Below are 22,153 nucleotides of genomic sequence, written 5' to 3'. Positions count from 1 at the left end.
ACATGAGATGTCCCTGCTGTGGCGCAGCCGATTTGGTTCACGACACCCGTGATTTGCCGTATGTTTATAAAGGGCAGAGGACCAGCATTCCAGCCGTGACGGCTGAGTTCTGCCCAGCATGCAATGAAGTAATCTTGGACCGCGAGCATGGCGATCGGTATAGCGCTCTGCTGCGCCAGTTCAGGTTCTGCGTGGATGGAGGGGGATTGCTGCGCGGGTGATCGACCACCTTGTGTTTGACGAACTTAGACCTCTGACGTTGGGTTTTACCCGACAATTGATCAAGCTCTCTCCAAGAATATCCTGCTGTACAGGCACCATCCATTGGACTTCGTCCTCGATGGCGCTCGTCTGGGTTTGATCAAGCACCCGCAACAAGAACTGGTCTTCGTTCTCATCGGCCGGAATGGCCCCAGCTTTTAGCAGGGCCACGAAACGGTCGATCTCGAAGGGTGTGCGCAGCTTCTGCAGCACCCGCTCCTTGGCACGAACGGCGGCCATCTTCAGGACGCCGGAAGACAGGAGGTGCACCAGCCTCTCGAACATCTTGCTCAGTTCTCTGTCACCGTAGTGGCTGGCTTCCAGACGCACTTCCCACTGCTTGAGGAAGTCGGCCTGACTGCCCACGGTGGCGGCCAAGATGTCTGTGCGGCTGGTCACGACGATCTTTTGCTGGGCATTGGCTTTGAGCAACCGATCCTTCAGCTCTGCCGTCCAGGCGGAGGTGTTCGTGCCGATCTCGTATTTGCCCCAGGGATCTTCGACATAGAAGAACGTGGGGCCTGCATTGGGTTTTGCCTTCAGTTCGCCGGGGCCGCCCGGTTCCACATAGTCGAGGCCGGGAACGATACGGCGGTAGTGGCCAAACAGCGCCTTGGCTACGGTCGTCTTTCCCGTACCGGATGGTCCGGTGATGACGATGGCATTGCGCTTGTCCATCTGGGCGAGGATGCCCTCCCAGTTGGTGGGAGGCACGAACGTAGCGTCGCGTTCCGACGGGATGGAGCCGCCGTGCTTCTTGACGATGGCTTCGACGTCTACGCGTTGCCAAGCCAGGCCTTTGCTCATGCCGGCCATCGCCACCTTGCGGAGTTCTTCCCGGCAAGCCTCAAGCTTGTCTTTGGACACCGCCAATGGGCTGAGCAGGTAGCCGTCGATCTTCTCGAGGACGCGGGTCTCGTTGTGCTGCGCCAGCACGCCAAAGCGACCCGACGCTGTCGTAACGTGGGTGGGCGGGAACACCGTGTCTGGCAGGGCTTTGTCTTCCGGCCGTTCCAACAGGGCATCCACTTGAAGATCGCGCAGCTTGCCCGACACGTCTGCGCTGGTGAAAAGCACGTACCGAACCTTCGGATCGTCCAGGAGCTTCAGCGCGGAAGGGCGCTTCGTGCCGTGCTCGACCAGCTTCTTCAGCGCCGCCGGTGTCCAAGGGCCTGTGCGGCGCAGCTTGGCCTGCACGATCAGGCGTTCACCGTCCACGACGGTCGAGGACGACACCCGCGGTGCCTGCAGTTCTGCTTCCAAGTCCTCGAAGTTGGCCGGCTCCAGCTGAAGCACCTTGGCCACGCGGTTCACCACCAGCAGGTCCAGGGCGGCCATGACGGACACGTCGCACTGGTAGTTCCAGCCTTCCAATGACGGATTACCGCCTGTGTCTTCGTCTGCAGGTGTTGTTGAGGTCTTGCTCAATTGTCGGCTCCGAAGGTGCATCGCGGCCAGACGTGGGGCAGGCCGTCGTTCGTCTGAGGGAGTAGTAGCATACCGAACCGTTCGCTATGACATTGCAAGTGGCCGGCGGGTTGCCGCGCGCTTACGGCCTGACTGGCTAATTGCCGATAGTAATTTTCTTCAGCTTCGGCAGGGGGAATGTATCCGATGGGCTCCAGCAGTCGGTGTGGGTTAAAACAGGACACTCATTTGAGCGTGGCAAGTTCCAGTGATTCCTTGGTCTTCCAAGTGCCCGGCGGTGAATCAATTCGGCCTTGTACAGACCGTTTATGGTTTCCGCCAGAGCGTTGTCATAGCTGTCGCCTTTGCTACCCACGGAGGGTTCTATGCCGGCCTCGGCTAGCGTTCGCTGTACTGAATGGACACGTACTGCGAACCCCTGTCGCTATGGTGAATCAGTGCGTCGGTGCGCTCGGGCTGGCGGTCGCACAAGGCTTGCTCCAGCGCATCGAGCACGAAGTCTGTGCGCATGGAGCTGCTCTGGCGCCAGCCCACGATACGCCGCGCGTACACGTCAATCACGAAGGCCACGTACTGCCAGCCCTGCCAGGTTGAAACGTACGTGAAGTCCGATACCCACAGCTGGTTGGGCCGATCCGCCTTGAACTGCCGGTTCACCCGGTCCAGCGGACAGGGGGTGTTGGCGTCACCGACGGTGGTGCGCTCAACCTTGCCGCGGCGTGCCCCCCGCAGGCCCAGGTGGCGCATGAGCCGCTCCACCGTGCAGCGGGCAATAGGGATGCCCTCGCGGTTGAGCTGCTTCCAGACCTTATCGGCCCCGTAGACCTGCATGTTGGCCCGCCAGACTCTTTGGATGTCTGGCATCAGCGCGTCATCGCGGTGGGCTCTGGCACAGCGCATCGCCGGGTTGCGCATTTGCGCTGCGTAGCGCCGGTAATACGGCGGGGCAATCTGCAAGACCTTGCAGATCGGCTCGACCCCGTACACATTGCGATGACTGTCGATGTAGCGCTTCAGCTCTTCAAACGGCGGTCGAGCTCCGCCTGGGCGAAAAACGCGCTGGCCGTCTTGAGAATGTCATTGGCACGGCGCAACTCCTTGACCTCGCGCTCCAACGCTTTGATATGTTCGCGCTCGTTGGTCGTCAGTCCATCTCGCTGGCCGCCGTCGACCTCCTGGCGTTTGACCCATTCCAGCAAGGTCTGGGGCACGCAGCCGATCTCCGGTGCAATGGATTCAACGGCAGCCCATAGCGAGCGGTACTCGCCTCGGTGATCTTGTACCAGTCTCACCGCTCGCTCACGGACCTCGGGTGAAAACTTGTTTGTCTTGTTCATGACTCAATCCTCTCAGAGAAAAGAGCCTCCTCAAAATACGGGGCGATTCACCTGCGTTACCAACTGCCTGATATCTGCAGCGCGGCCATGGAACGCAAGCGGGAGATTCAGTCCATGGTCTCCAATGCAAAGCGCGAAGATCGGCTTGCTCGTGCCACTAAAGTTGCACGCCTATTATTCGAGAGGAACGGCCATTTGCCGCGTCGGCGAATCGAGCAAGCCTTAGCGGTCGAAGGGCTGAGTATCCAGTGCCCCGAGGTACGGGGGGCCGCCTATGGCGAAATTGAGCGATTGAAGAGCGAAGAGATGCAGCGCCTGCGTGCTGGGTCGGCGTGGCCCATGCAGCCATCGTCAGATGGCTCCTTGTCTGAAAGAGACAAACGTAGCAATTCTCCCGATGCCAGCCAAAGTCTTTTGGAGTCCTCAAAAACATGAGATGTCCTTGCTGTGGCGCAGCCGATTTGATTCACGACACCCGTGATTTACCGTATGTCTATAAAGGTCAGAGTACCAGCATTCCAGCCGTGACGGCTGAGTTCTGCCCAGCATGCAATCAGGTAATCTTGGACCGTGAGCATGGCGATCGGTATAGCGATTTGCTGCGCCAGTTCAGGCGCTGCGTGGACGAGGGGGATGGCGACGCGAGTGAGCAATCACCTTGCGTTTGACGAGCCTACTTATGAGAACTGGGCGAAAATTCACGCCTGTTCTATTGGACAGGTGACTGGCGAGTGGCCGAGGAGCAGGGACCGCGGCCTACTACCAGCCCTGGCACCAAGTGACACGGGACAATCCAGGCAGTCACGGTCGCCCTGATTTTTATAACTGGCACTGTGTGTCAGTACTTCAGGAAGTACTCTTGCAGCGTCGAAACGTCCTGGGTCTGCGTGAGGCCCAGCGCCAGCAGGATGCGCCCCTTGTGCGCCGGCAGGTTATCGCCGGCAACGAAGCCAGCCGCACGCACGCGATCGCGGGCATCGACGCGCCCCGAGTGGGCACGCGCGGCCTGCACCACGACCACGCCGGCCTCGACGGCGCGGGCCAGGGCCGCCCGCTCGCCCGGTGCACCGCAACCCGGCGCGAAACCGGCGGCCACAATGCCGCGCGCACCGGCGGCCACCGCCGCATCGATGAGCACGCCATCGGCGCCCACGTGCGAGACGACCATGTCGACCCGCGGCAGCACGTCGATGGTCCGCACGTCGAACGGCGTGGCGCTGGTGTGGCCGCGGGTTGTTGAACGGTAGTAGCTGACACGGTCGGAATCGGCATAACCGAGTGCGCCCAGCCCCGGCGACTGGAAGGATTGCAGACGGTAGGTGTCGGTCTTGGTCACCTCGCGCGCGGACTGGATCTCATCGTTCAGCAACACCAGCACGCCGCGTCCGCGCGATTCGGGAGCGGCGGCCACGCGCACGGCGTTGATGAGGTTGAGCTGCGCATCCGACGAAATCGCGCTGAACGGCCGCTGTGCGCCGACCAGCACGATCGGGATGTCGATGCACAGCGCGAGGTTCAGGAAGTAGGCCGTCTCCTCGAGGCTGGCGGTGCCGTGCGTCACGACGATGCCGGCCAGCCCGGGGTGTTCGAGCACTACCTCGTGCAGGCGCCGGCCGAGTGCGATCCAGTCGGCCGGGCCGATGTCGATGGCAGCCATGTTGCGAAAACGTACTGGCAGCACGTCGGCATGCAGCGCCACGTCGGGCACCTGCGCGACGATCTCGTCGGCCTGCATGATGTTGCCGGTGTCGCCGTAGTTGACTAGGTCGAGTCGACCGGTGCCGAGCGAGGAGATCGTGCCGCCTGTGCCCAGCAGGGCCACTTGGGGTTTTGTCATGTCAGTTTCTCTTTGGATTGAAGTAATGGGGGTCAGCGGCCTTGCCGCAGCAGGGGCGCCAGGCGTTGAATCAGCAGTAGTACCAGCATCGACAGAGTGATCAATACGCCGGAGACTGCGGCCACGCGCACGTCGAGCGATTCTTCGACCATCTGGAACATGCGCAGTGGCAGCACCGTGGTGCGCGCGTCGGCCAGGAACAGCGTGATGGAGACGTTGTCGAGTGACTGCATGAACACCAGGAAGGCACCCGCGAACACGCCCGGTAGCAGCAGAGGCAGCGTCACGCGGATGAAGGTCGACAGGCGTGCGATGCCGAGCATCGTGGATGCTTCTTCGAGATGCGGGTCGATGCGCTGCGCGATCGCCAGCGTGGAGCGATACATCAATGGCCCGAAGATGACCACATGCCCCGCAACCACCAGCCACAATGAAGGCCGCAGACCGATGGAGTCCGCCGCCAGCAGTGCCGCCAGACCGTAGACCAGGCTGGGCAACACCAGTGGCGCAAGCACCAGAGGCTCGAGCAGCGTCACCGGCCGCTTGCCCAGGCGCGTCATGCCGAAGGCAGCCGGCACGGCGAACAGCACCGCACCTAGCACGGCCAGGGCCGCGATCTTGAGCGAGTTCATGGCCGCCTGCTGGATCGGCGCCGACTGCACAGGGTCTAGCAGGCTGCGGTACCAGCGCAGGGAGTAGGTGTCGGGTGGGAACTTCAGCGTCTGACCATCGGTGAAGGACATCGCCAGTGCCACGGCGACCGGCCCCACCATGAAGACCAAAGCCAGCAGGCCCGCCATGGAGATCACGATCACGTAGCTGTGTTCGAGCAGTCGATCCAGGATTTTTCGCATGGTTTTTCCTTTGTGGTCACGCATGTCCGACGAGGCGTCGGTGCCGTGACAGCGAGGTCACAGCCAGCATGACGGCGCCGGTGGCCAGCAGCAGGATGGTGGAGATGGCGGCCGCATTCGGCCACTGGAACAAAACGCCTACCTCGCGGTAGATGTACTGCGGCACGTAGATGTGGCGCGCGCCACCGATCACCGACTGGGTGACGTAGGAGGTGGTGGCGCTTGCGAATACCAGCACCCAGCCGGCCAGCACGGCGGGCGCCATGATCGGCAGCAACACGGTGCCCAGGATTCGCCAACGGCCGGCGCCGAGCATCACCGCGGCATCGACGAGCGAACGGTCGGTGCGCGAAAGTACCGCGATCACGGGCAACACCAGCAGTGGCAGTTCGATCTGGCACAGCGCAACGACCAGTCCGATCTCGGTGAAGAGGAAGCTTGTGGGCTGGTCGATCAAGCCCAACTGCACCGCTGCGTGGCTGATCGGCCCCTGCCGGCCCAGCAGCACGATCCACGCGAAGGTGCGCACCACGTTGCTCGTTAGCATGGGTAGCAACGTGAGGAAGACGATCGCACTGCGTCCCCACTTGTTGGCGTGCCAATACAGCAACGTGATCGGCAGGCCTACCAACGTAGTACCGACGACGACGTAGCCGCCCAACAGCAAAGTATCGACCAGCACTTGGCGAGAGAACGCGTCCCCGAGGAAGCGGGTGTAGTTGGCCAGCGTCGGCGTGCCTTCGGCCGTGGCGAATCCCATCGCCACGAGCAGGGCTAGCGGCACCGCGAAGGCCAGGCCGCTCAGCAGCACGAGCGGCGTGACGAACGGTAGCCCCGGCCAGCGGAGTGTGAGCGAACGCATGTCACTTTCTCACGATGCGGTCGAACTCGGTGGTCCATGCCGAACGGTGCTGGTTGATCTTGGCCCAGTCAAAGTAGACGAACTTCTTCATGTCGGCTTCGCTGACGTAGGCCTTGATGCCAGGGGTCAGCGGTACGTCGACGTTGGTAGGGATCATCTCAGTGGGCGGCATGGCGAGCTGTTTTTGGGCTTCGGCCGAAATGGCGGCGTCCATGTAGCGGTAGACGGCCTCTGGGTCGCTTGCGCCCTTGGTCATGTGAATCGTCACCGGCGTAGCCGGGGAGCCGCTGGATGGATGCACAAACTCGCACGGCACGCCGAGCGACTTGAGTCGCGATACATTGTTCGTGCTGGCCATGAAAACGCCGATTTCTCCCTGCTGGAAGAGCGTCATCTGTTGGCTGCCGCTGCTGGCGATAGCGCCGATCTTTTTCAGGTGCTTGCTCAGCAGGTCGAACACTGGCTGCATGTTGTCGACCCCCCCGCCGTATAGGCGCGCGATTTCGATCCAGGCCATCGCCGCGGTGTTCGAGCCGAAGCCGATCCAAGCGACCTTGCCGTCGTACGCCTTGTTCTCGAACAGATCCTTGTAGCCGGTTGGCTTGGGCACCATGGTCGGGTTGTAGGCGATGCCGTTGACTTCAACCGTGACGTTCGGTCCCCATTCGGTGCGGGCCGAAGGGCTGAGCTTGTCCCAGTTCTTCAGCTTCTTCGGGTCGATCTTCTGGATCAGACCTTTGCTGATGGCTTCCGCGGTCTGGCCAGGGGACATCAGCAGCGCGTCATACGGCGGACGGGATGGGCTGGCGAGGGTCTTGGCCAGTTGGTCCTGCGCTAGAGCGGGTGCAATTACGAGTTCGGTGCCCTGAGCCGCGAGCAACGGCACGACGATGCGGCGGTAGGCGTCTTCCCAGGCGTTCGGAAAAGTAGCGGCGACGACCGAGTTGGCGGCCATAGCGCGGCCGGTCATCAGGGGCGTGCTGGCGAGGGCAGCCAGCGCGGTAGTGAATTGGCGGCGCGAAAGGGTGGGTCGATCAAGCATGTGAATCTCCGGGACTAAGGTTGGTTGAGATGGAACGGGGAAGGATGGGACGCAGTTCGCGTTACGCCGTAGCGGCTGGCGCATTGGCGGGGAATACGCGGCAGGCGACGGTGTCGATGACGGCGTGCACCCGGGAGTCGGGCAACTCGGGTGCTGCGGCGCCCCGGGGTTGGCGCGCCAGCAGCAGGGTGCCGTCGGCGAGGGCCAGCCGGTGCAGTACGTCGGCACCTTGCACCACGCTTTGCAGGCACTGTGCGGGCAGCGAGCCGGCCTGCGGGGTGCCGACTACACGCACATGCTCCGGACGGACGCTGACCAGCACCTCCGATCCTGTGCGGAAAGCGGCAGGACGCGGCAGCGACAACTCGGCGCCGACCGCCAGGCGGACGCTGTAATCGTCGTCCTCGGCGGAAATCACGGTGCCCGTCATCGTCGACGATTGCCCGATGAAGCCACTGACGAAGGGTGTGGCCGGCCGGTCGTAGAGCTCGGCCGGCGTGCCAATCTGCTCCACGCTGCCACGGTTCATCACGATCAGCGTATCGGCGACGGCCTGCGCCTCCTCCTGGTCGTGTGTGACCAGGATGGCGGTGATGCCGAGTGCGCGTTGCATCGCCACGAACTCGGCCTGCAGGTCGGCGCGCAGCGCCCGGTCCAGCGCGGCGAAGGGCTCGTCCAGAAGTATTACCGTCGGCCGCATCGCCAGCGCCCGGGCCACCGCCACACGTTGCTGCTGTCCGCCGGAGAGTTCGCGCGGCATGCGGTCGGCCAGGTGGCCCATCTGCACCAGGCCCAGCATTTCGGTCACTCGGGCGTGGCGCTCGTCGCGTGAAAGCTGCAGCGACGACAGGCCATAGGCCACGTTCTCGCGCACCGACATATGGGGAAACAGCGCGTAACTCTGAAACACCATGCCGATGCGACGCTCGCGGGCCGGCACGGCAATCAGATCCTTGCCGCCCAGCCACACGCTGCCGTGCGCGGGCTGGATCAGCCCGGCGATCACCCGCAGCATCGTCGACTTACCACAGCCGCTCGGCCCGAGCAAGGCTGCGACTCCGCCGGCCGGTACGGTGAACGACACATCGTTCAGCGCGGGCGCGCCGGCGTAGCTGTGCCGAACGCGTTTGACTTCGAGCACTGCGGCGTTGGCCGCCAGCTTCGTATTCGCGTTCATGTCACCCCCCAATGGCTAGGTGCTGTGCAACCACAGGCGACACGCCGGTCATCAGCTTGCGGCGTGGACGCGAATAGCTGCCGATGGTCGCACGGCCTGCTTGCAGGCGGCACAGCGCCAGCGCCTGCACGACCGCGGCTTCGACACTGCCTACGACCGGCACGTCTGACTCAGCCGCCACGGCTTGCGCCAGGCCGGCAAACACGGCGCCGCCGAGCACCACCACCTCGGCCGACTGCGTGGCCACGGCTCGCGCCACGCCTTCGATCAATACCGGGAGGCGGTTTTCAGCCTGGATCACGCCGTCGTCTATCAATGTGACGCCGCCGAATCGGGAGACAAGCCCTGCCGCCTGCACCGCCTCGTGAACCATCGGCGCCACGCGCAGGCCGGGCGTCACCACCGAGAACCGTGCGCCGAGCATCGAGGCGGTCAGGTAGGCGGATTCGCCGATGCCCACCACGGGGATGTCCAGTACCTCGCGTAGAGCTGCCAGGCCCGGGTCACTGAAGCAGGCCACGACCACAGCGTCATGGCCCGGGGCGGCTTCGAGCGCGGCCTCGAACGTGGCCAGCGCCGAGATCACGACGTCGGCTCGCCCGCCGATGCCAGCCGGACCGCAGCGACTCTCGATCGCCGTGAATTCGACGTCGGGGGCGAGCGCGCGGGCGGCGTTTGCCACCTGTTGTGTGGTGGCGGCGCTGGTGTTGGAGTTCACCAGCAGGATTCGTAGCTTACGGTTCATGGGCGGCCTGTTGTGCAAGTCAAGGAGCGCATCGCGCCGTGACGGTTGGAGAAAGGGCGTTTGGGCGAGTCATGTCGCTCAACTTGCAAAGACCATGCCAATGTCGGCGTAATTTGATATTTATAGTCGGCACAAGAGTGAAAATAATGTCGACAATGAAGTTATATTTATTGTTAACAATATGGACTGAATTTTGCTTTCAAATTGAAATGCAGCAAGTCAGTGCCCAAACCGCACCAACTTGAATCCTTCAGCACCGCAATGAAGCGGCCCACCCGATCCATCAACCTAGGAAACACCGACATGAGCCATTCATACCAAGCCACCAAAAGGCACGCCAGCGAAGCCCTGCTGGCTGGCTTCGAGCCCGATTTCGAATTCACGGCCGTGCCGCCGCTGCCGCAGGCGGAATACGAAGAACGCCTGCGCCGCATCCGCCGCGAAGCGGTTCTGGCGGGGCACGACGTGCTTGTCGTGCACACCGACATGATTGGCTGGATGCATACCTCGAACGCCTACCTGCGCTACATCTGTGACTGGATGCGCGAAGGTTTGCTGATCATCCCTACCGACAGCGACCGCGAGATGGTGCTGCTGTCGATGTTCTCGCAGTCGGTTCTGCTGCCGCCTGCCGGTGAGCCGATGCTGGTCGACGAGATCTGGCAGGTCGGCGCCTGGGGCCGTGAATACGCGGACCGCCCGGGCTCGTCCACCACCAAGGCCGTGCAGGCTTGCGCGGCGGCGCTGCAGCGGCTGGGATTTGCCGATGCGCAGATCGGCCACCTCGGGGACCGCACCTCAGGGCCGGTCTGGAGCGGTCTGCAAGCGGCCCTGCCGCGCGCGAAGCTGATCCCTGCCAGCGACATCGTCGACCGCATGCAGCGCGTGCGATCCGTGCGGGAACAGGCCTTGTTCCGCGGTGCGGCGCAGCTCATCGACATCGGCATCCAGGCGGCGCGCCATGTCACCCGACCGGGTGTCACCGACCATGAGATCTACGCCGCGTTCACTTATGCCCAGCTCGCACGCGGCGGCGAGACCGGTGACGGGTACCAGATCGGGATCGACGCCTACGGTACCCATTGCGGCAAGCCTTACGGCCACGTGGTGCGCCCGGGTGATTTGATTAATCTCTATATTTCCAACGTCACTTACCGCGGCTACACCGCGCAGTCCGCGCGCATGTTCGCCGTCGGCGACATCACGTCGGCGCAAGAGGATGTGCTGGCCATGTGTGCGGAGGGGGTCAAGCGCGCTGAACGCCTGATCCGCCCCGGGGCCCTGGTGCGCGATGTCAACAACGCTGCTTTCGAACCTTATGTCGAGCGCGGCTACCTCGCCGATGCCGAAGCGCGCACCATGCCCTACAACTGGGAGGCCATGCCCGATGGCCAGCCGCGCCTGGTGCCGCGGCAATATGTGCCTTCGCCTGACTGGGAAGCACAGGGGCGGCGCCTGATGCACGTATACCCCGCGCAGCGAGGTCCGCACAACCCAAACCTTGGCCATTCGGTGGGTCTGGCCGGCGGCAGCAATGGCTACAACATTTCATCCCACAACTACGATCGACTGGAGCCTGGCATGGTGTTCGTGCTGCACACGCAGTGGCTCGACCCGCTGGTGGCGGGGTGCAATGTGGGCGACTGTTACTTGGTCACGGACACCGGTTTTGAAAACCTGACCTGCCACACGCCGCTGGAGGTGTACCGCATCCCGGCCTGAAAATTGCGTTCATGGCCAACAATAGTTGTTAACAAAATAGAAATACAATCGTCAACCGCGATGTTGAGCTACTGGTCTTCAGGAGCCCTCGTCGCATGCACCTCGAGGTTTCCATGCATTCTGAGCCAACTCCGTCCATGACCCACTCCGCGCTCGATCCAGCCGCGTTGGTCAATGAATACCTTCGCATCTTGATGATTCCGGACCCGGCCGGCGTGCAGAGATTCATTTCCCCACAGTTGCGCATCCGTTTCACCGGCGGGCGCGAAATGCGTGAGCCAGCCGAATGCGCTGCCTTCAACGCGTCACGCTACCGCTGGGTGAAAAAGCGCATCGAAGGCACTGAGGTGGTGGCAGGCGGTACGTCCGAGCACACGGTTGTCTACAGCATCGGCACGCTGTATGGTGAGTGGCCGGACGGCACGCCGTTCGAAGGCAACCGCTATGTCGACCGTTATGTCGTCAGTCACGGCCTGATTCAGCAGATGGACGTCTGGAACGACAGCGCCGAGCGGTTGCTCGACCACAAGCTGGGCTCAGCATGATGAAGCCGGCCGCTACCGCGCACGGGTTGACCAAGCCCGCTGCGACTTTGAAGAAGCCCAAGCCGATCAAAGCCACTGCACCCGCAGCGGCGTCAACGCCTGTCACCGACGACCAAGCCGACGACGTGGAGGTCCGTATGTACCGGGCCATTTACGACAGCGTCGTGAACCAACGCCTGAAACCCGGCGCCAAGCTGCCCGAAGCTTCTCTGTGCGAGCTGTTCGGTACTTCCCGCTTCGTAGTGCGCAAGGTGCTTGAGCGGCTGGCGCACGACCACGTCGTCGAGCTTCAGCCCAACCGCGGTGCACGGGTCGTGTTGCCGTCGCCCGAAGAGGCGCAGCACGTACTGGAGGCGCGCCGCGGGCTGGAAGCCGCGATAGTGACACTGGCTACGCAGCGGGCAACCAAGCGTGAGCTGGCGGACTTTCGTCGTGAATTGGGCAAGGACCACTCGGCCATACACTCGGGCGACCAGGTGACATGGGCACGCGTGGCTACTTCTTTCCACCATCGCCTGGCGCAGTTGGCCCGCAGTCCGATTCTCGAACAATATCTCAGTGAGACCCTGTCGCGGTTTTCGTTGATCGTGGCGCTGTACGAGTTGCCCGATAACCCGACCTGCGAACATGAGGAACATGAGCGCATCGTCGATTGCATGGAACGCGGGGACGCGGCTGGCGCGGCGCATGAGATGGAACTGCACCTGCGAGACCTGGAGAGCGGCCTGCTGAACAAGCGCGACCAACCTGATACCAGCCTGGCCAGCCTGCTGGGGCTTGGATAAGTCACCTTGCACGGCATAGTTCACGGGAATCCACATGGTTACTGAAACTTTCACCGCTGCCGCACAGCACGGTCATATCAAGGGCACCGCTTCGGCCGACCGCCATGAGGTCGAAGATTTCGCCGACTACCTCAAGAGAACCGGCGTGCTGGCCAATAGCGACTTCGTGGCCGGCATCGAGTTAGTTTCCGTCACGCAGGGCGACGAACAGAATGCCGACGTGGCTGTCACTGCTTTGGTCTGTGACCTGGCGGGGCGCGAGGCCCTGGCCAAGGCCGTTGAGGCAGGCCCCGTGAAGGTAAGGAAGGTCTCGGTTGCCATGCCGTTGCACACGTTCTTCGGTCTTTTCAAGCGGTTTTCCATCAAGATTTCCCCAGGGGGGCTGCTGGATGGCCATCAAATCTTGATTGAATCGTCCTTGTAAGCGTGTCAGTTCCCGAGCGCGCCCTCGCAAATGGTGCTGCTGTGGACCTCGTATCTAAGTTCCGTGCGCTTAGAGAGACTGCTTTTGAGCGGGGTCAGTGACTGCAAAGGCCGCCCAAAGTAGACGTACCGCGCAATGCCTACTGCAATCGGCGTCGGACACACTCTCTTATTTGTTCGTTCAGCAAACCAACGCGCAAACCTCGTTCATGAACCGCTGCCGCATCGTTGGTAGCCACAAACTTAGCCTACGCTCAGTACGTCTACGAAGTCCGGGCAAGGTGGGTTTGCCGCGCGCTTATGACGCTGGCGCGGATCCTGCTATCGCACAGGGGCGATACCGGCCGCGGCCGCTCGTCCCTCCCGCACCCCCATCGAAAGGAGACTCATGACGTCCGCTCCCACTTCACCGCAGTCACGTTCGGCCGCGCGCTTGGACTCGCGCCGAACTCTGCTCGCGGCGATCTGCGCCGTCTGCACACTGCTGCCCGGCCTTGCCGCCGCACAGGGCAACACCGCCGCGGCCGAGGACCGGTACATCGTGTTGATCAATCCGAACTCGAACGCGAACACTACGCAGTCGATGACCGAGATCGCCTCGACGGCGACCGGTGGCATCATGGTCGAAGGCAAGAGCAACGAGGGCGTCCCGCCTCTACTGACGACGCCGAAGGACCTGGCCGACGCGCTGCCGGGCGTCGTCAGGATCGGCGTCGAAGCCGCTCAGGATCCGAAGGTCGGTGCGATCATCGTCTCTGCCTTCGGCGATCCGGGCTTGCCGGAGCTGCGTGGCAAGGTCGGCGTGCCGGTATTCGGCATCCGCGAGCAGGCCTTCCACGAGGCCGCCAAGGGGGGGCGCCCGTTCGGCATCGCCACGACGACGCCCGATCCGGGCCTGCTCGAAGGGTTCCGCCAGACGGCGGTGGCACTCGGCTACGGCGCGCAGTTCCGCGGCACGCGCGCGACGCCCGGCGACCCGAACGCGCTGATGAAGAAGTCGCCCGAGGAACTCGACGCTGCGCTAGCCGAGGCCGTGCGAGCGTCGGCCGCGGACGGCGCGAAGGCGGTGATCATCGGCGGCGGGCCGCTGACGGCTTCGGCGCTTCGGCTTCAGCCGAAATTCGACATGCCGCTTGTGGTGCCGGTGATCGCGGCCGCGCAGGCTGCGGCCTACAGCATCCGCAAGAGCAAGTAGGCATGCGCCGGCCCCGCAGTTGGAATACTCACCAGCCAAGGGCCCAGGCTTCCGACAAAATGCAATCGCTAAGCATCGCAACCTACCAAGTGCAGTTTGATCGTATAAGTCAGGCCCTCAGGGGGAGTTGAAACTGCTCTCTGATGAACCAGCCGGCTGCCCCAACTGCAAAGCAATACTTTAGCCCCGGTGCAAAGCAATCCTTTAAGTCACAGCTGATGCGACTTAAACCAAGGAATTGCACCTCGTGCAATTTTTAGGTTTATTTCGTAAGTGCAATTTGTAAGTTAAACGACCTCGTATGAGGTCGTTTTCTTTGGTTTTGTCCCCGCGAACACCCGGTCATCTTTGCGCATCCTCGGCTACTTTCGAGCAGCGTGTTCGGTCACACGACCGGGGTTGCCAACCTCGCGGTTTTGGGTCCGTTGCGTTCATTGAACTGACCGGCCTGCCTCAGCACGAACTGCCCTTATCTGAGGCGCAGCGGTCGTTGTGTTGGTGGGTATAGGCCCGACACCGCTTGAGGGAATTTCAATGCCCGGTGTTCGCTGCGACGAACTCACAAACTCGACGCCCGGCCGGCATTCAAGAGCCTGAGTTGTAGGCTCTGGTCTGCCCGCTTTTCGGTTAATCGTCTGTGAATGGCTTGACAGCGATTCTGGGCATCAGTCTGCAACGTCTCCGCCTGACGGCATGCCGACACTCGAGTGCCCGTCGCTATCGCATAGCAAATGCGCTGGTCGGACCACTTCGCGGGCAAATCCTGTTCTGTATCGCAGGCGAGGAACTGCCGTTTAGAGCATTGATTGTCTGCCTGAATCGGAATTCCGACTAACTTGCGACGCTGCGCGATGGGCAAGCAGCTCTTGAAGACACGATTCGAGATCATCACGGCTGGGGGTTTCTAGCGGCACGAAGGGGATCTGAAGCGTCGTCGCCACCGTCAAGCCATGGTCGAACTCCGCCTTACTGAACCGAATCAGTTCGTCGTGGGGCCAGCTAGCGTCTCCTCGCCCGAGCAAGCGCTCGGAGAGGACGCTAATCGGGCATTGAAGCAAGATGATGGCAACGCAATTCAACGCACCAAACACGTTAAGTGGAATTGGCTCGTGCTGACCAGGCGCAACGCGAAGTACAAAGTGACCATCCAGCACCAGCGACTTACCGCTCGCATTAAGCCGCTGCGTCGCTGCGATCAAGGCCTGTTGGTTCAACTCCATCTCGGAAACTACCTTTTCAGCACCCCATGATGCTCGCCCTCGTTCCTCACGAATCAGCTGGCTGGCACTCTATGCTGTGCGGGTTTTCCAGTGGTTATTTCACCGGTTTTATAGAAAAAATAATTTTCCTCGGAAACGGGGATTGGAACGATTCTTTTAGAAAGCCTCCTCCGGGTGATGACTTTGACCAACCGGAAGTGGTAGTTAGTAGGAAATGAAATGTTTAATCCGTCGCGCCTGACACTTGCTCGGCGCCGTAGAAAGTTTTCCAAAAAAGCTCTTGCAGAAGCTTTGGATTTAGATCAGAAAACGGTTTCCCGTTATGAAAGTGGCGACTGCCTACCCCCACCAGAAAGTATTCGTAAATTAGCAGAAGTTACCGAATTTCCTGAAAGTTTTTTCAGTGGTGCAGATCTTGATGAGCCTACTGCGGAGGCTGCCAGTTTCCGCTCAATGAGCAGTATGTCTGCTCGTGAGCGCGATGCTGCGCTGGCCTCTGGGGCGTTTGCATTCATGTTGAGTGATTGGGTGCATGAACGCTTTTCTTTACCTGTATCAGAAATCATTGACGTTAAGGAAGGCTCCAGCCCCGAAGCAGCGGCGCGATTAGTGCGTGAACATTGGTTGTTGGGGGAGCACCCCATCCCAAATGTCCTGCAAATGCTTGAGGCTAAAGGTGTACGGGTGTTTTCATTAGCAAAAAACTCGCTGTCGGTAGATGCTTTTGCTTTATGGCGCAACGAAATCCCATATGTTTTTCTTAACATGCACAAAACGCCTGAGCGAAGTCGGTTTGATGCATCGCATGAGCTCGGGCATCTCGTACTCCATCGCCATGGAGGAACGCGTGGTGGGCGGGCTGTCGAAGATGAAGCCAATCAATTTGCTTCTGCATTTCTTATGCCGGAAGCTGACGTTCGGGCCCATCTTTCAAATGTTTATTCGCTTGACCAACTAATTGAAAAGAAAGCACGTTGGCGAGTATCGGCTGCGGCTCTGAATTACAGAGTGCATCGCTTACGTACGCTAGAAGCGGAGTCGGACACATTTGGACAAGACACGAACGGTGCAATCAAGTCTTGTCGCCCCAGTGGTATTGCTCACATAAGAGCTTGCCCGTCGGGGCGCCAACACCGACTATCGATCGAATAATTGAAAAAGAGTATCTGACTCTATTCAAAATTGCCCCAATTGGAGACGCGAAGGTAAACTTCTTCACAGCGTCCATGAAGGAGCGTACGGAGCCGCGGGCTTCTGGTGGGCTGCATGGTTACGCTCCATTTCCAGCCGCGTAGTAAAGCCGCCATCTCCTACCCTGTGCCCGGCTTTGACCACCAGCCAGTCGGTGCCGTCAATCTCTGGTTTAAACCCGTTTACCTGCTCAGGCGTTTGCGGTGCGATCTGCGGGAGGCCCAGCGCCAGCGTTAGCTCGAAGGTGGCGGCGCCGCGCTGTATGCGGCCCCATTCGGCCTGGGCGGCGGCGTGGGCATCTGCCTCGCTGGCGTGGCTTTCTTTGAGGCGCTTGGCGTTGCCGCTGAGGCCGACCAGGACTGAGCGGCGCTGGGCACGCTGGGGGGCGTGCCAGTAGGCGCGCACGCCTCTGTAGGCGACGCGGTCGCTCGTGTGGTATAGGTGGCTGTCGCCCTTGGCGCGGGCGATGGTAGCGCTGGGTAGCGGCTTGCCGGTGCTGATGGTGGTGCCGGTGATGGGCAGGAACAGCAGCAGGCCTTTTTTCACGGTTGCCACGGCGTCGAAGCGTTGGGCCAGGCGAGTGATGAAGTTCAGGTCGCTCTCGTTGGTTTGGTCTATGTGCGCCACGGCCTTGGCGGCCAGCACAGCATCCACGCGGGCGGTGAGCTGGTTGCGCAGGGCTATAGCGCCCATGATGGCGCCGATGACACCAGTGCCCAGCACGCATCACTTTGCTTCACGCGCGACTGGAATCCAGGGCCAGGACGGACCGAAATGCGCAACGAAGCTGGGGCCCTGACATTGTGCAAGGCTTAACTGCACAGATCGACAAAATGCAATCTGATCGTTCCTCTCGACCGCGAAGCCACGGTCAAAGATCCCGGAAACGGCGGCATGAGGCGGATTGAAGTGCAATCCATTGGTTCCGCGTCAGTGCAAAGTAATGCTTCAAGTCACACTGAAGTCCAGCAAACGGCCTTTTTCATTGGTAAATCAAAACTTGCGGTGCGAGGACGTCTGTAATCTGGCGTTTGCATGCAAGGCAAAGCTGGGGGCGGAGCGGGGCGAACAAATCAGAAAGTCGTCAATTCTGAGCATTTTCGCCCATTTCTCTTTGGGAGTGTATTCCAAAAAGCGAATCAAGATATCGCTTGGTTCTCTCGGTCACATCGATAGCGAGAGAGTTAGGACTCAGGCTCAAATCTGGCTAAGCTTTTGCCACGACCACTACTGGGTCCGATTTGCACGGAAATGAACACCAGATGCGTAGCTCACTCAGCGTCACTGCTGTGATGGGTTTGTCGGTTTAATGATTCATGCGGGCGCTGCGCATAAAGAGCAAAAATTAACGAAGTGATTCTTTTACCATTTATGAAAACGAGCAGTATCAATGGATTCTTAGGGGCAACGGGTCTGCATCGCGTTTTGGTGGCAAAAATTTATTTTGAACCGAGGGGCTGAACTTATGGTGCTTTGGCTTTTCTTCGTTGCGTTAGCGAGCTTAGCAGCGCCAGTGGAAGTAAAAGAAAGCTAAGGGGATCCAAAACGAAGTGCTCACGCAACAATGATAAGGGTAGTTTTTTGCGATGAAAAACTCGATGCAGGAGATCTTGTGCAAATGAAAAGCGCAAGCTCTTCAAATCTCTAATAATATGAGAGTGTTGAAGGGGTGTGATTGGGAAAATATCGCAGATTAATTTTTTATACTTTATCTCATTATGAATGCGTAGTAGATGTTTTTCATTTCCCCAGCCAGTGCCCGCATATATGTTTACTCCTCGACCATATTTGGCCTCTGACTGATTTGAAAAAATTCCTTTGGCGCCACTATGTGCGATATCCATCCAGAATAAATAATCTTCACCCGCGTTGGTGAATTCAATTTTGAAACGTTTATCTGGGAAGCGTAAAAAATCATACACGACGGTAGATGTGCCAATTACATTCCCTCGAATAATTTGATCCAGTAAGTCTCCCGTATATGCATGTATGTTTTTATCCGGTAGAGGAATTTGGGGATGATCTTCCGGTCGAATGCGACCCGCTCTTGCAAATGCACCGACCGTTGCGCCTAATTGATGGTGATCGGCAAAATAAAAATCAAACCCAACACCCATTGCGGTAACAGCGCGCCGCAGATGATCAGGCGACCATTCGTCATCAGAATCAAGAAACGCAATATAACGGGTTTGCGGCGGTGCATTGTTAATACCTGTGTTGCGCGCCGAGCCAGGCCCCCCATTATTTTGTTTAATTATTTGAAGTGTGTGGTTGTTCGGGTTTAAATTTTTTACTTCTGACTCTGCAGAAATCGGTGATGCATCATCCACGATGAGAACATGCACAGCCATGCCCGGAGATTGCTGCGCTGCAATGCTTGCCAATGCCCTAGTGAGTATTCCGGATTCCTTTTGATAGTAGGGAATTATGACGGTGATCACGGGCTAGATTCCTGCGGGGTAACCTGTTGGGCTACGTGAACATGATTGGCTGCTAATGTCTGCGGCAGTGAAGTGTCGATATGCTCAGTTTTCTTCTGTCTGCGCCCGGCTAAATTTTTAAGCCAGGCCCATCGGTAGCATGTGAGGTGATATAGCGTGCGCTTGCTTTCGGTCCAACGCGTATGCCATTCCATCATCCGACCATAGTATTCCAGGCGTCGAATTTTTCCTTGGCCAAATATATGTTCAACTTCGTCTTGACTTAATAAAAATGCAGGTGAATAGGCTTGGATAGATTCATCATAGGTTGTTTTTAGAATAACCAATGAGTCTTTCCTTTGTATACATAAATTAAGTGCAACTGTTTTTTCGTTGAATAGATATTCATAGACAACGGCCCCGTCGTGTTTGGCAGCATTCTGGAATAGTTGTATATAAAATTGACCTTGCTGATTTTCCGGATGTATGGCCGTTCCTTCAGAAGCCTTCCATCCTGAGCTTTCCAGTACGCCGTATCGAGCAATCGCGTCGGCCATTTCTTCGGGCGCTATTAGTACACGCATGCTAGTGACAACACCTTCGGCGGCGAGCTTGTTTCTTTGCTTGCGCATGTTTTGGCGTAGGTTCTTGCCACGGGCGGCCCAGTAGTCTTCAAATGTGCCGGTAATCTCGATCCATCCGGTGTCGATGTAATCAATCTGCTTGGTGTCGGCCTGATCTAGTTCGCGTGGCGCGATCAAGGGATCTATTTGGGTAATAGACAGTACCAAGCATAGGCCAAGTGGCCCTTTGACTAAGCTGCGTGCGAGATCTGTTGAGCTGAGGCTGTTTTCAGCCACCCATACACCCAGGGGCAACTGCGACGGCTGAAAGGTACGCCATTGGAGCAAGCCATCGGGTACCAGCACTAGCATCGCCACAATTGACTCGGATTGCTTCGCAACCAGCAGCCTTTCCGTGCCCGAACCAAATATAGTGAGCGCCAATTGCACTGCGTGGGCTGTCATGAAGGGCAAATCGGCACGGGCGGCGTTAAGGCGATCCCATTCTGCTATCAAATCCGTGTTTCGCTGGAGTGCATCAGCGGGCAGGTTTTGCCAGTGAAGTTTGGAGGCTTGCATGCGTATAGATGTGTGTTGTTGCCGCTAAGCTTCAGCGGGATGCAGTGTTGACCGCTGTGCTTTTAGTAAGCGCAGCAGCATTTCGGCCGTGTGGTCAATATCTTCCGAGCTGAGGTCTTGGTGGCATAAAAGTTGTAGCACGTGGTGGCTCCATAAGGGCCCCACGTCCTGCGGTAAGGTGGGCGTGCTTGGCCAGATACGATCCCAACGAAAAACCGGAAGTTTGAGCAAGCGCAATGCTTGGTAGATTTCGTCTGGTTCGTCCACCCACAAAGGAAAAACATATGGTGCTGTGGACCCTACCGAGTTTGGGTTGTAGGGAAACAAGGGCCGCGCTCCTGGCACATCAACAAAGTGTGCCGCATAGTTGGCGAAGTTTTGTTGACGACGGGCGATTATCCGGCCGCGGGGGAGCGTGGCTTTCAGGGCCATGGCTGCCGATAACGGCGTTTGTTGGATGCGCGACATATCGCAGTCCCGCATCATGGTGCTTGCAACGGGTTGAGCTTCAGCTTCCTGTGCATTGGATGTCTGCGCACGGAAATTTTTGAAGCGAAAAAAAGGTGCCAGTAAGGCACTGACCCCGCGTAAACGCTGGTAGCTTGAGGCAAGTTCCATTACGTCCAGCCAACCTTTGAGCTGAGCTTTCAAGGAGGGATTTTCTAGTTGCAGTGGGGTAATGGCTCGATGTGCTGAAGCGAGTAGACCGGCTTCCGGTACCGGGAAGAATTTGGACAAACTTGCGGTTGCAAAGTCGCCCCAAGCCCCAACTGCTCTTTCTCCTGCTTCCCCAAAGTAGCAGTGCGCGCAATCCTCAATGAGTGCAATCCCGTGTCCATCGCACCATTGACGCACTTTATTCAGCGACTGGGCCAGACCGAAATAATGCGGAACCAATATGGCTTTGCATTTATCTAGTATGGCAGGGTTAATCGTATCAAGATTAGGAAGTCCATTGGGCAGCAATCCGAAATAGGAGACTTGCAACTGTGCTAGCAGCACGGGTGCCACCATGGTCGGGCAGTGGTAGGTAGGCACAAGTACTAAGCTGCCAGCCGGTGGCTTTAGCTGCAATAGTGCCTGGTAAATAGCCGCTCGGCCACTGGTGGTGAATGCTGTGTGTGGCAGTGCCTCAACACTGCGTATGTTGGGCATGTTCGTACGCCCGAAACTGGACCAATCGAGTACGGGCCCTCGAGGTAGTGCGCGTGGAGTGCCCTTGAATTCTTTGAAATTGCTTTGCAAACAACACTCTCTGGGGGTTATTTGGCGATATCTGTGGATGGCTTGGCTGTTTCGTCGACCGCCGGTTCGGGGTCTGTCCATTTGCCCACTTCCTTGAGTTTATCCCTCAAGGCAGGTTGGATGAATCCTAGGGCATAGGACTTATGTGCCTGGGCTAGTGCCTTCCCATATTCTTTAAGGTCAAAGTAATTCAGACCTAAGTTGTAATGGGTGAACGCATTCTCTTTGTCTTCTGCGCCTTGCGCTGCAACGTCTAGCTGGCGAACCGCATCGGCGCTACGGCCACTTTTAGCCAGATACATTGAATAAATCATGCGTGAAATTGCATCATCTGGGCGAAAACGAATGGCTCGCTCAAAATAACATTCAACGGAATAACGCATATCTCTGGGAATAGGTGTTTTGCTTCTTTCCCCATATCGCATCATAGACATCAAGGCTCTGTGATGGTTTGGAAAAGCTCTTAGCGTGTAATCCAAATCTCCTCCCAGATAGCCCGCATTCCCTTTTATGAGCGCTTCGACGGCTGGAGTAAAGTGTCCTATTTCAACAAGATGCAAATTGTTGCCGCGTTCGACCCGATAGTCAAAAGGTCCAAATGCATTTTCCAATGAGCCACATTCTGCACTCGTAACTTGTGCAAATGATGAACGGCTAACCAGTAATATGAAAACGAAAAAATAATGAAATAGCCGGAGTTTCATTGGAAACATCATCTTTAA

At 58.8% G+C, this 22,153-nt stretch carries 21 protein-coding genes, 3 pseudogenes and 1 other annotated feature; of the genes and pseudogenes, 10 read left to right on the top strand and 14 right to left on the bottom strand.

What is annotated here, in order from left to right; all coding sequences use genetic code 11:
• Positions 1-2: 2 nt before the first annotated feature.
• A pseudogene (locus tag BLT66_RS22620) lies at positions 3-185 on the top strand (type II toxin-antitoxin system MqsA family antitoxin); the annotation flags it as partial.
• Here BLT66_RS22620 and BLT66_RS27475 read toward each other — a convergent pair.
• Both BLT66_RS27475 and BLT66_RS22610 read right to left on the bottom strand, forming a co-directional pair.
• On the bottom strand, positions 181-1,068 hold the full coding sequence (locus BLT66_RS27475) for an nSTAND3 domain-containing NTPase (protein WP_369821631.1): 888 nt from the start codon (positions 1,066-1,068) through the stop codon (positions 181-183). The pseudogene BLT66_RS22620 and the gene BLT66_RS27475 sit on opposite strands and share 5 nt — an antisense overlap.
• A 737-nt stretch (positions 1,069-1,805) precedes the next feature.
• A pseudogene (locus tag BLT66_RS22610) lies at positions 1,806-3,026 on the bottom strand (IS3 family transposase); the annotation flags it as partial.
• Positions 2,632-2,748 (bottom strand) — a sequence feature (AL1L pseudoknot). It overlaps the preceding pseudogene by 117 nt.
• A gap of 87 nt (positions 3,027-3,113) precedes the next feature.
• Between BLT66_RS22610 and BLT66_RS26560 the strand changes: the two are divergent.
• Together BLT66_RS26560 and BLT66_RS22605 are read left to right on the top strand one after the other, a co-directional pair.
• On the top strand, positions 3,114-3,461 hold the full coding sequence (locus BLT66_RS26560; RefSeq protein WP_143029264.1) for a hypothetical protein: 348 nt from the start codon (positions 3,114-3,116) through the stop codon (positions 3,459-3,461).
• A pseudogene (locus tag BLT66_RS22605) lies at positions 3,458-3,652 on the top strand (type II toxin-antitoxin system MqsA family antitoxin); the annotation flags it as partial. The gene BLT66_RS26560 and the pseudogene BLT66_RS22605, both read left to right, overlap by 4 nt.
• A gap of 212 nt (positions 3,653-3,864) precedes the next feature.
• Here the strand turns inward: BLT66_RS22605 and BLT66_RS22600 are convergent.
• The 6 genes from BLT66_RS22600 to BLT66_RS22575 all read right to left on the bottom strand — a co-directional run bounded on the left by BLT66_RS22600 (position 3,865) and on the right by BLT66_RS22575 (position 9,543).
• Positions 3,865-4,863, bottom strand: coding sequence for an asparaginase (locus tag BLT66_RS22600; protein WP_092761476.1), 999 nt, complete (start codon positions 4,861-4,863; stop codon positions 3,865-3,867).
• Between the two features lie 32 nt (positions 4,864-4,895).
• On the bottom strand, positions 4,896-5,717 hold the full coding sequence (locus BLT66_RS22595; protein ID WP_092761473.1) for an ABC transporter permease: 822 nt from the start codon (positions 5,715-5,717) through the stop codon (positions 4,896-4,898).
• 16 nt (positions 5,718-5,733) lie between these two features.
• Positions 5,734-6,579: an ABC transporter permease gene (locus BLT66_RS22590; protein WP_092761471.1), complete on the bottom strand. Its 846-nt coding sequence runs from the start codon at positions 6,577-6,579 to the stop codon at positions 5,734-5,736.
• Between the two features lies 1 nt (position 6,580).
• Positions 6,581-7,621, bottom strand: a complete 1,041-nt coding sequence (locus BLT66_RS22585) for an extracellular solute-binding protein (RefSeq protein ID WP_092761468.1) — start codon at positions 7,619-7,621, stop codon at positions 6,581-6,583.
• Positions 7,622-7,682: 61 nt separating this feature from the next.
• Complete coding sequence (locus BLT66_RS22580) at positions 7,683-8,798, bottom strand: ABC transporter ATP-binding protein (RefSeq protein WP_092761466.1); 1,116 nt, start codon at positions 8,796-8,798, stop codon at positions 7,683-7,685.
• Between the two features lies 1 nt (position 8,799).
• Positions 8,800-9,543: an aspartate/glutamate racemase family protein gene (locus tag BLT66_RS22575; RefSeq protein ID WP_092761464.1), complete on the bottom strand. Its 744-nt coding sequence runs from the start codon at positions 9,541-9,543 to the stop codon at positions 8,800-8,802.
• Positions 9,544-9,846: 303 nt separating this feature from the next.
• On the opposite strand from BLT66_RS22575, the gene BLT66_RS22570 reads away from it, so the two are divergent.
• From BLT66_RS22570 to BLT66_RS22550, 5 genes are all read left to right on the top strand, one after another.
• The gene (locus BLT66_RS22570; RefSeq protein ID WP_092761462.1) at positions 9,847-11,265 is read left to right on the top strand and encodes a M24 family metallopeptidase; all 1,419 of its coding nucleotides are present in this window, start codon (positions 9,847-9,849) and stop codon (positions 11,263-11,265) included.
• Between the two features lie 137 nt (positions 11,266-11,402).
• Complete coding sequence (locus tag BLT66_RS22565; protein WP_255407046.1) at positions 11,403-11,810, top strand: nuclear transport factor 2 family protein; 408 nt, start codon at positions 11,403-11,405, stop codon at positions 11,808-11,810.
• The gene (locus BLT66_RS22560; protein ID WP_255407045.1) at positions 11,807-12,595 is read left to right on the top strand and encodes a GntR family transcriptional regulator; all 789 of its coding nucleotides are present in this window, start codon (positions 11,807-11,809) and stop codon (positions 12,593-12,595) included. Before BLT66_RS22565 ends, BLT66_RS22560 begins: the two co-directional genes overlap by 4 nt.
• 34 nt (positions 12,596-12,629) lie before the next feature.
• A complete protein-coding gene (locus BLT66_RS22555; protein ID WP_092761457.1) occupies positions 12,630-13,019 on the top strand; it encodes a hypothetical protein in 390 nt (129 codons plus the stop codon).
• 387 nt (positions 13,020-13,406) lie between these two features.
• A complete protein-coding gene (locus BLT66_RS22550; RefSeq protein ID WP_092761455.1) occupies positions 13,407-14,213 on the top strand; it encodes an aspartate/glutamate racemase family protein in 807 nt (268 codons plus the stop codon).
• A gap of 794 nt (positions 14,214-15,007) precedes the next feature.
• Here the strand turns inward: BLT66_RS22550 and BLT66_RS22545 are convergent.
• Positions 15,008-15,487 carry a P-loop NTPase family protein gene (locus BLT66_RS22545; RefSeq protein WP_304442149.1) on the bottom strand — a complete coding sequence of 160 codons (480 nt, stop codon included), beginning with the start codon at positions 15,485-15,487 and terminating at the stop codon, positions 15,008-15,010.
• On the opposite strand from BLT66_RS22545, the gene BLT66_RS26555 reads away from it, so the two are divergent.
• Both BLT66_RS26555 and BLT66_RS22540 read left to right on the top strand, forming a co-directional pair.
• Positions 15,460-15,651: a hypothetical protein gene (locus BLT66_RS26555; RefSeq protein ID WP_143029263.1), complete on the top strand. Its 192-nt coding sequence runs from the start codon at positions 15,460-15,462 to the stop codon at positions 15,649-15,651. The genes BLT66_RS22545 and BLT66_RS26555 overlap by 28 nt on opposite strands.
• 1 nt (position 15,652) lies before the next feature.
• Entirely contained in the window at positions 15,653-16,585 is a 933-nt protein-coding gene (locus tag BLT66_RS22540; RefSeq protein WP_092761451.1) for an XRE family transcriptional regulator, read from the top strand.
• Positions 16,586-16,648: 63 nt separating this feature from the next.
• Here the strand turns inward: BLT66_RS22540 and BLT66_RS22535 are convergent, their stop codons facing one another.
• The 5 genes from BLT66_RS22535 to BLT66_RS26550 form a co-directional block, all read right to left on the bottom strand.
• Entirely contained in the window at positions 16,649-17,347 is a 699-nt protein-coding gene (locus BLT66_RS22535) for a contractile injection system protein, VgrG/Pvc8 family (protein ID WP_255407044.1), read from the bottom strand.
• Between the two features lie 740 nt (positions 17,348-18,087).
• Positions 18,088-19,065 carry a glycosyltransferase family 2 protein gene (locus BLT66_RS22530; protein WP_092761449.1) on the bottom strand — a complete coding sequence of 326 codons (978 nt, stop codon included), beginning with the start codon at positions 19,063-19,065 and terminating at the stop codon, positions 18,088-18,090.
• Positions 19,062-20,186 (bottom strand): GNAT family N-acetyltransferase, encoded by a 1,125-nt coding sequence (locus BLT66_RS22525; protein WP_092761447.1) that lies wholly within the window; start codon positions 20,184-20,186, stop codon positions 19,062-19,064. Before BLT66_RS22525 ends, BLT66_RS22530 begins: the two co-directional genes overlap by 4 nt.
• A 24-nt stretch (positions 20,187-20,210) precedes the next feature.
• Entirely contained in the window at positions 20,211-21,341 is a 1,131-nt protein-coding gene (locus BLT66_RS22520) for a DegT/DnrJ/EryC1/StrS family aminotransferase (RefSeq protein WP_176955143.1), read from the bottom strand.
• A 107-nt stretch (positions 21,342-21,448) separates the two neighbouring features.
• Complete coding sequence (locus tag BLT66_RS26550) at positions 21,449-22,147, bottom strand: hypothetical protein (RefSeq protein WP_176955142.1); 699 nt, start codon at positions 22,145-22,147, stop codon at positions 21,449-21,451.
• Between the last annotated feature and the right edge of the window lie 6 nt (positions 22,148-22,153).

Source organism: Rhodoferax sp. OV413 (assembly GCF_900104385.1).
Lineage (GTDB): Bacteria > Pseudomonadota > Gammaproteobacteria > Burkholderiales > Burkholderiaceae_C > Rhodoferax_B.
The sequence above is the reverse complement of the archived record's forward strand: the minus strand, read 5'-3'. Positions and strand labels throughout refer to the sequence as shown.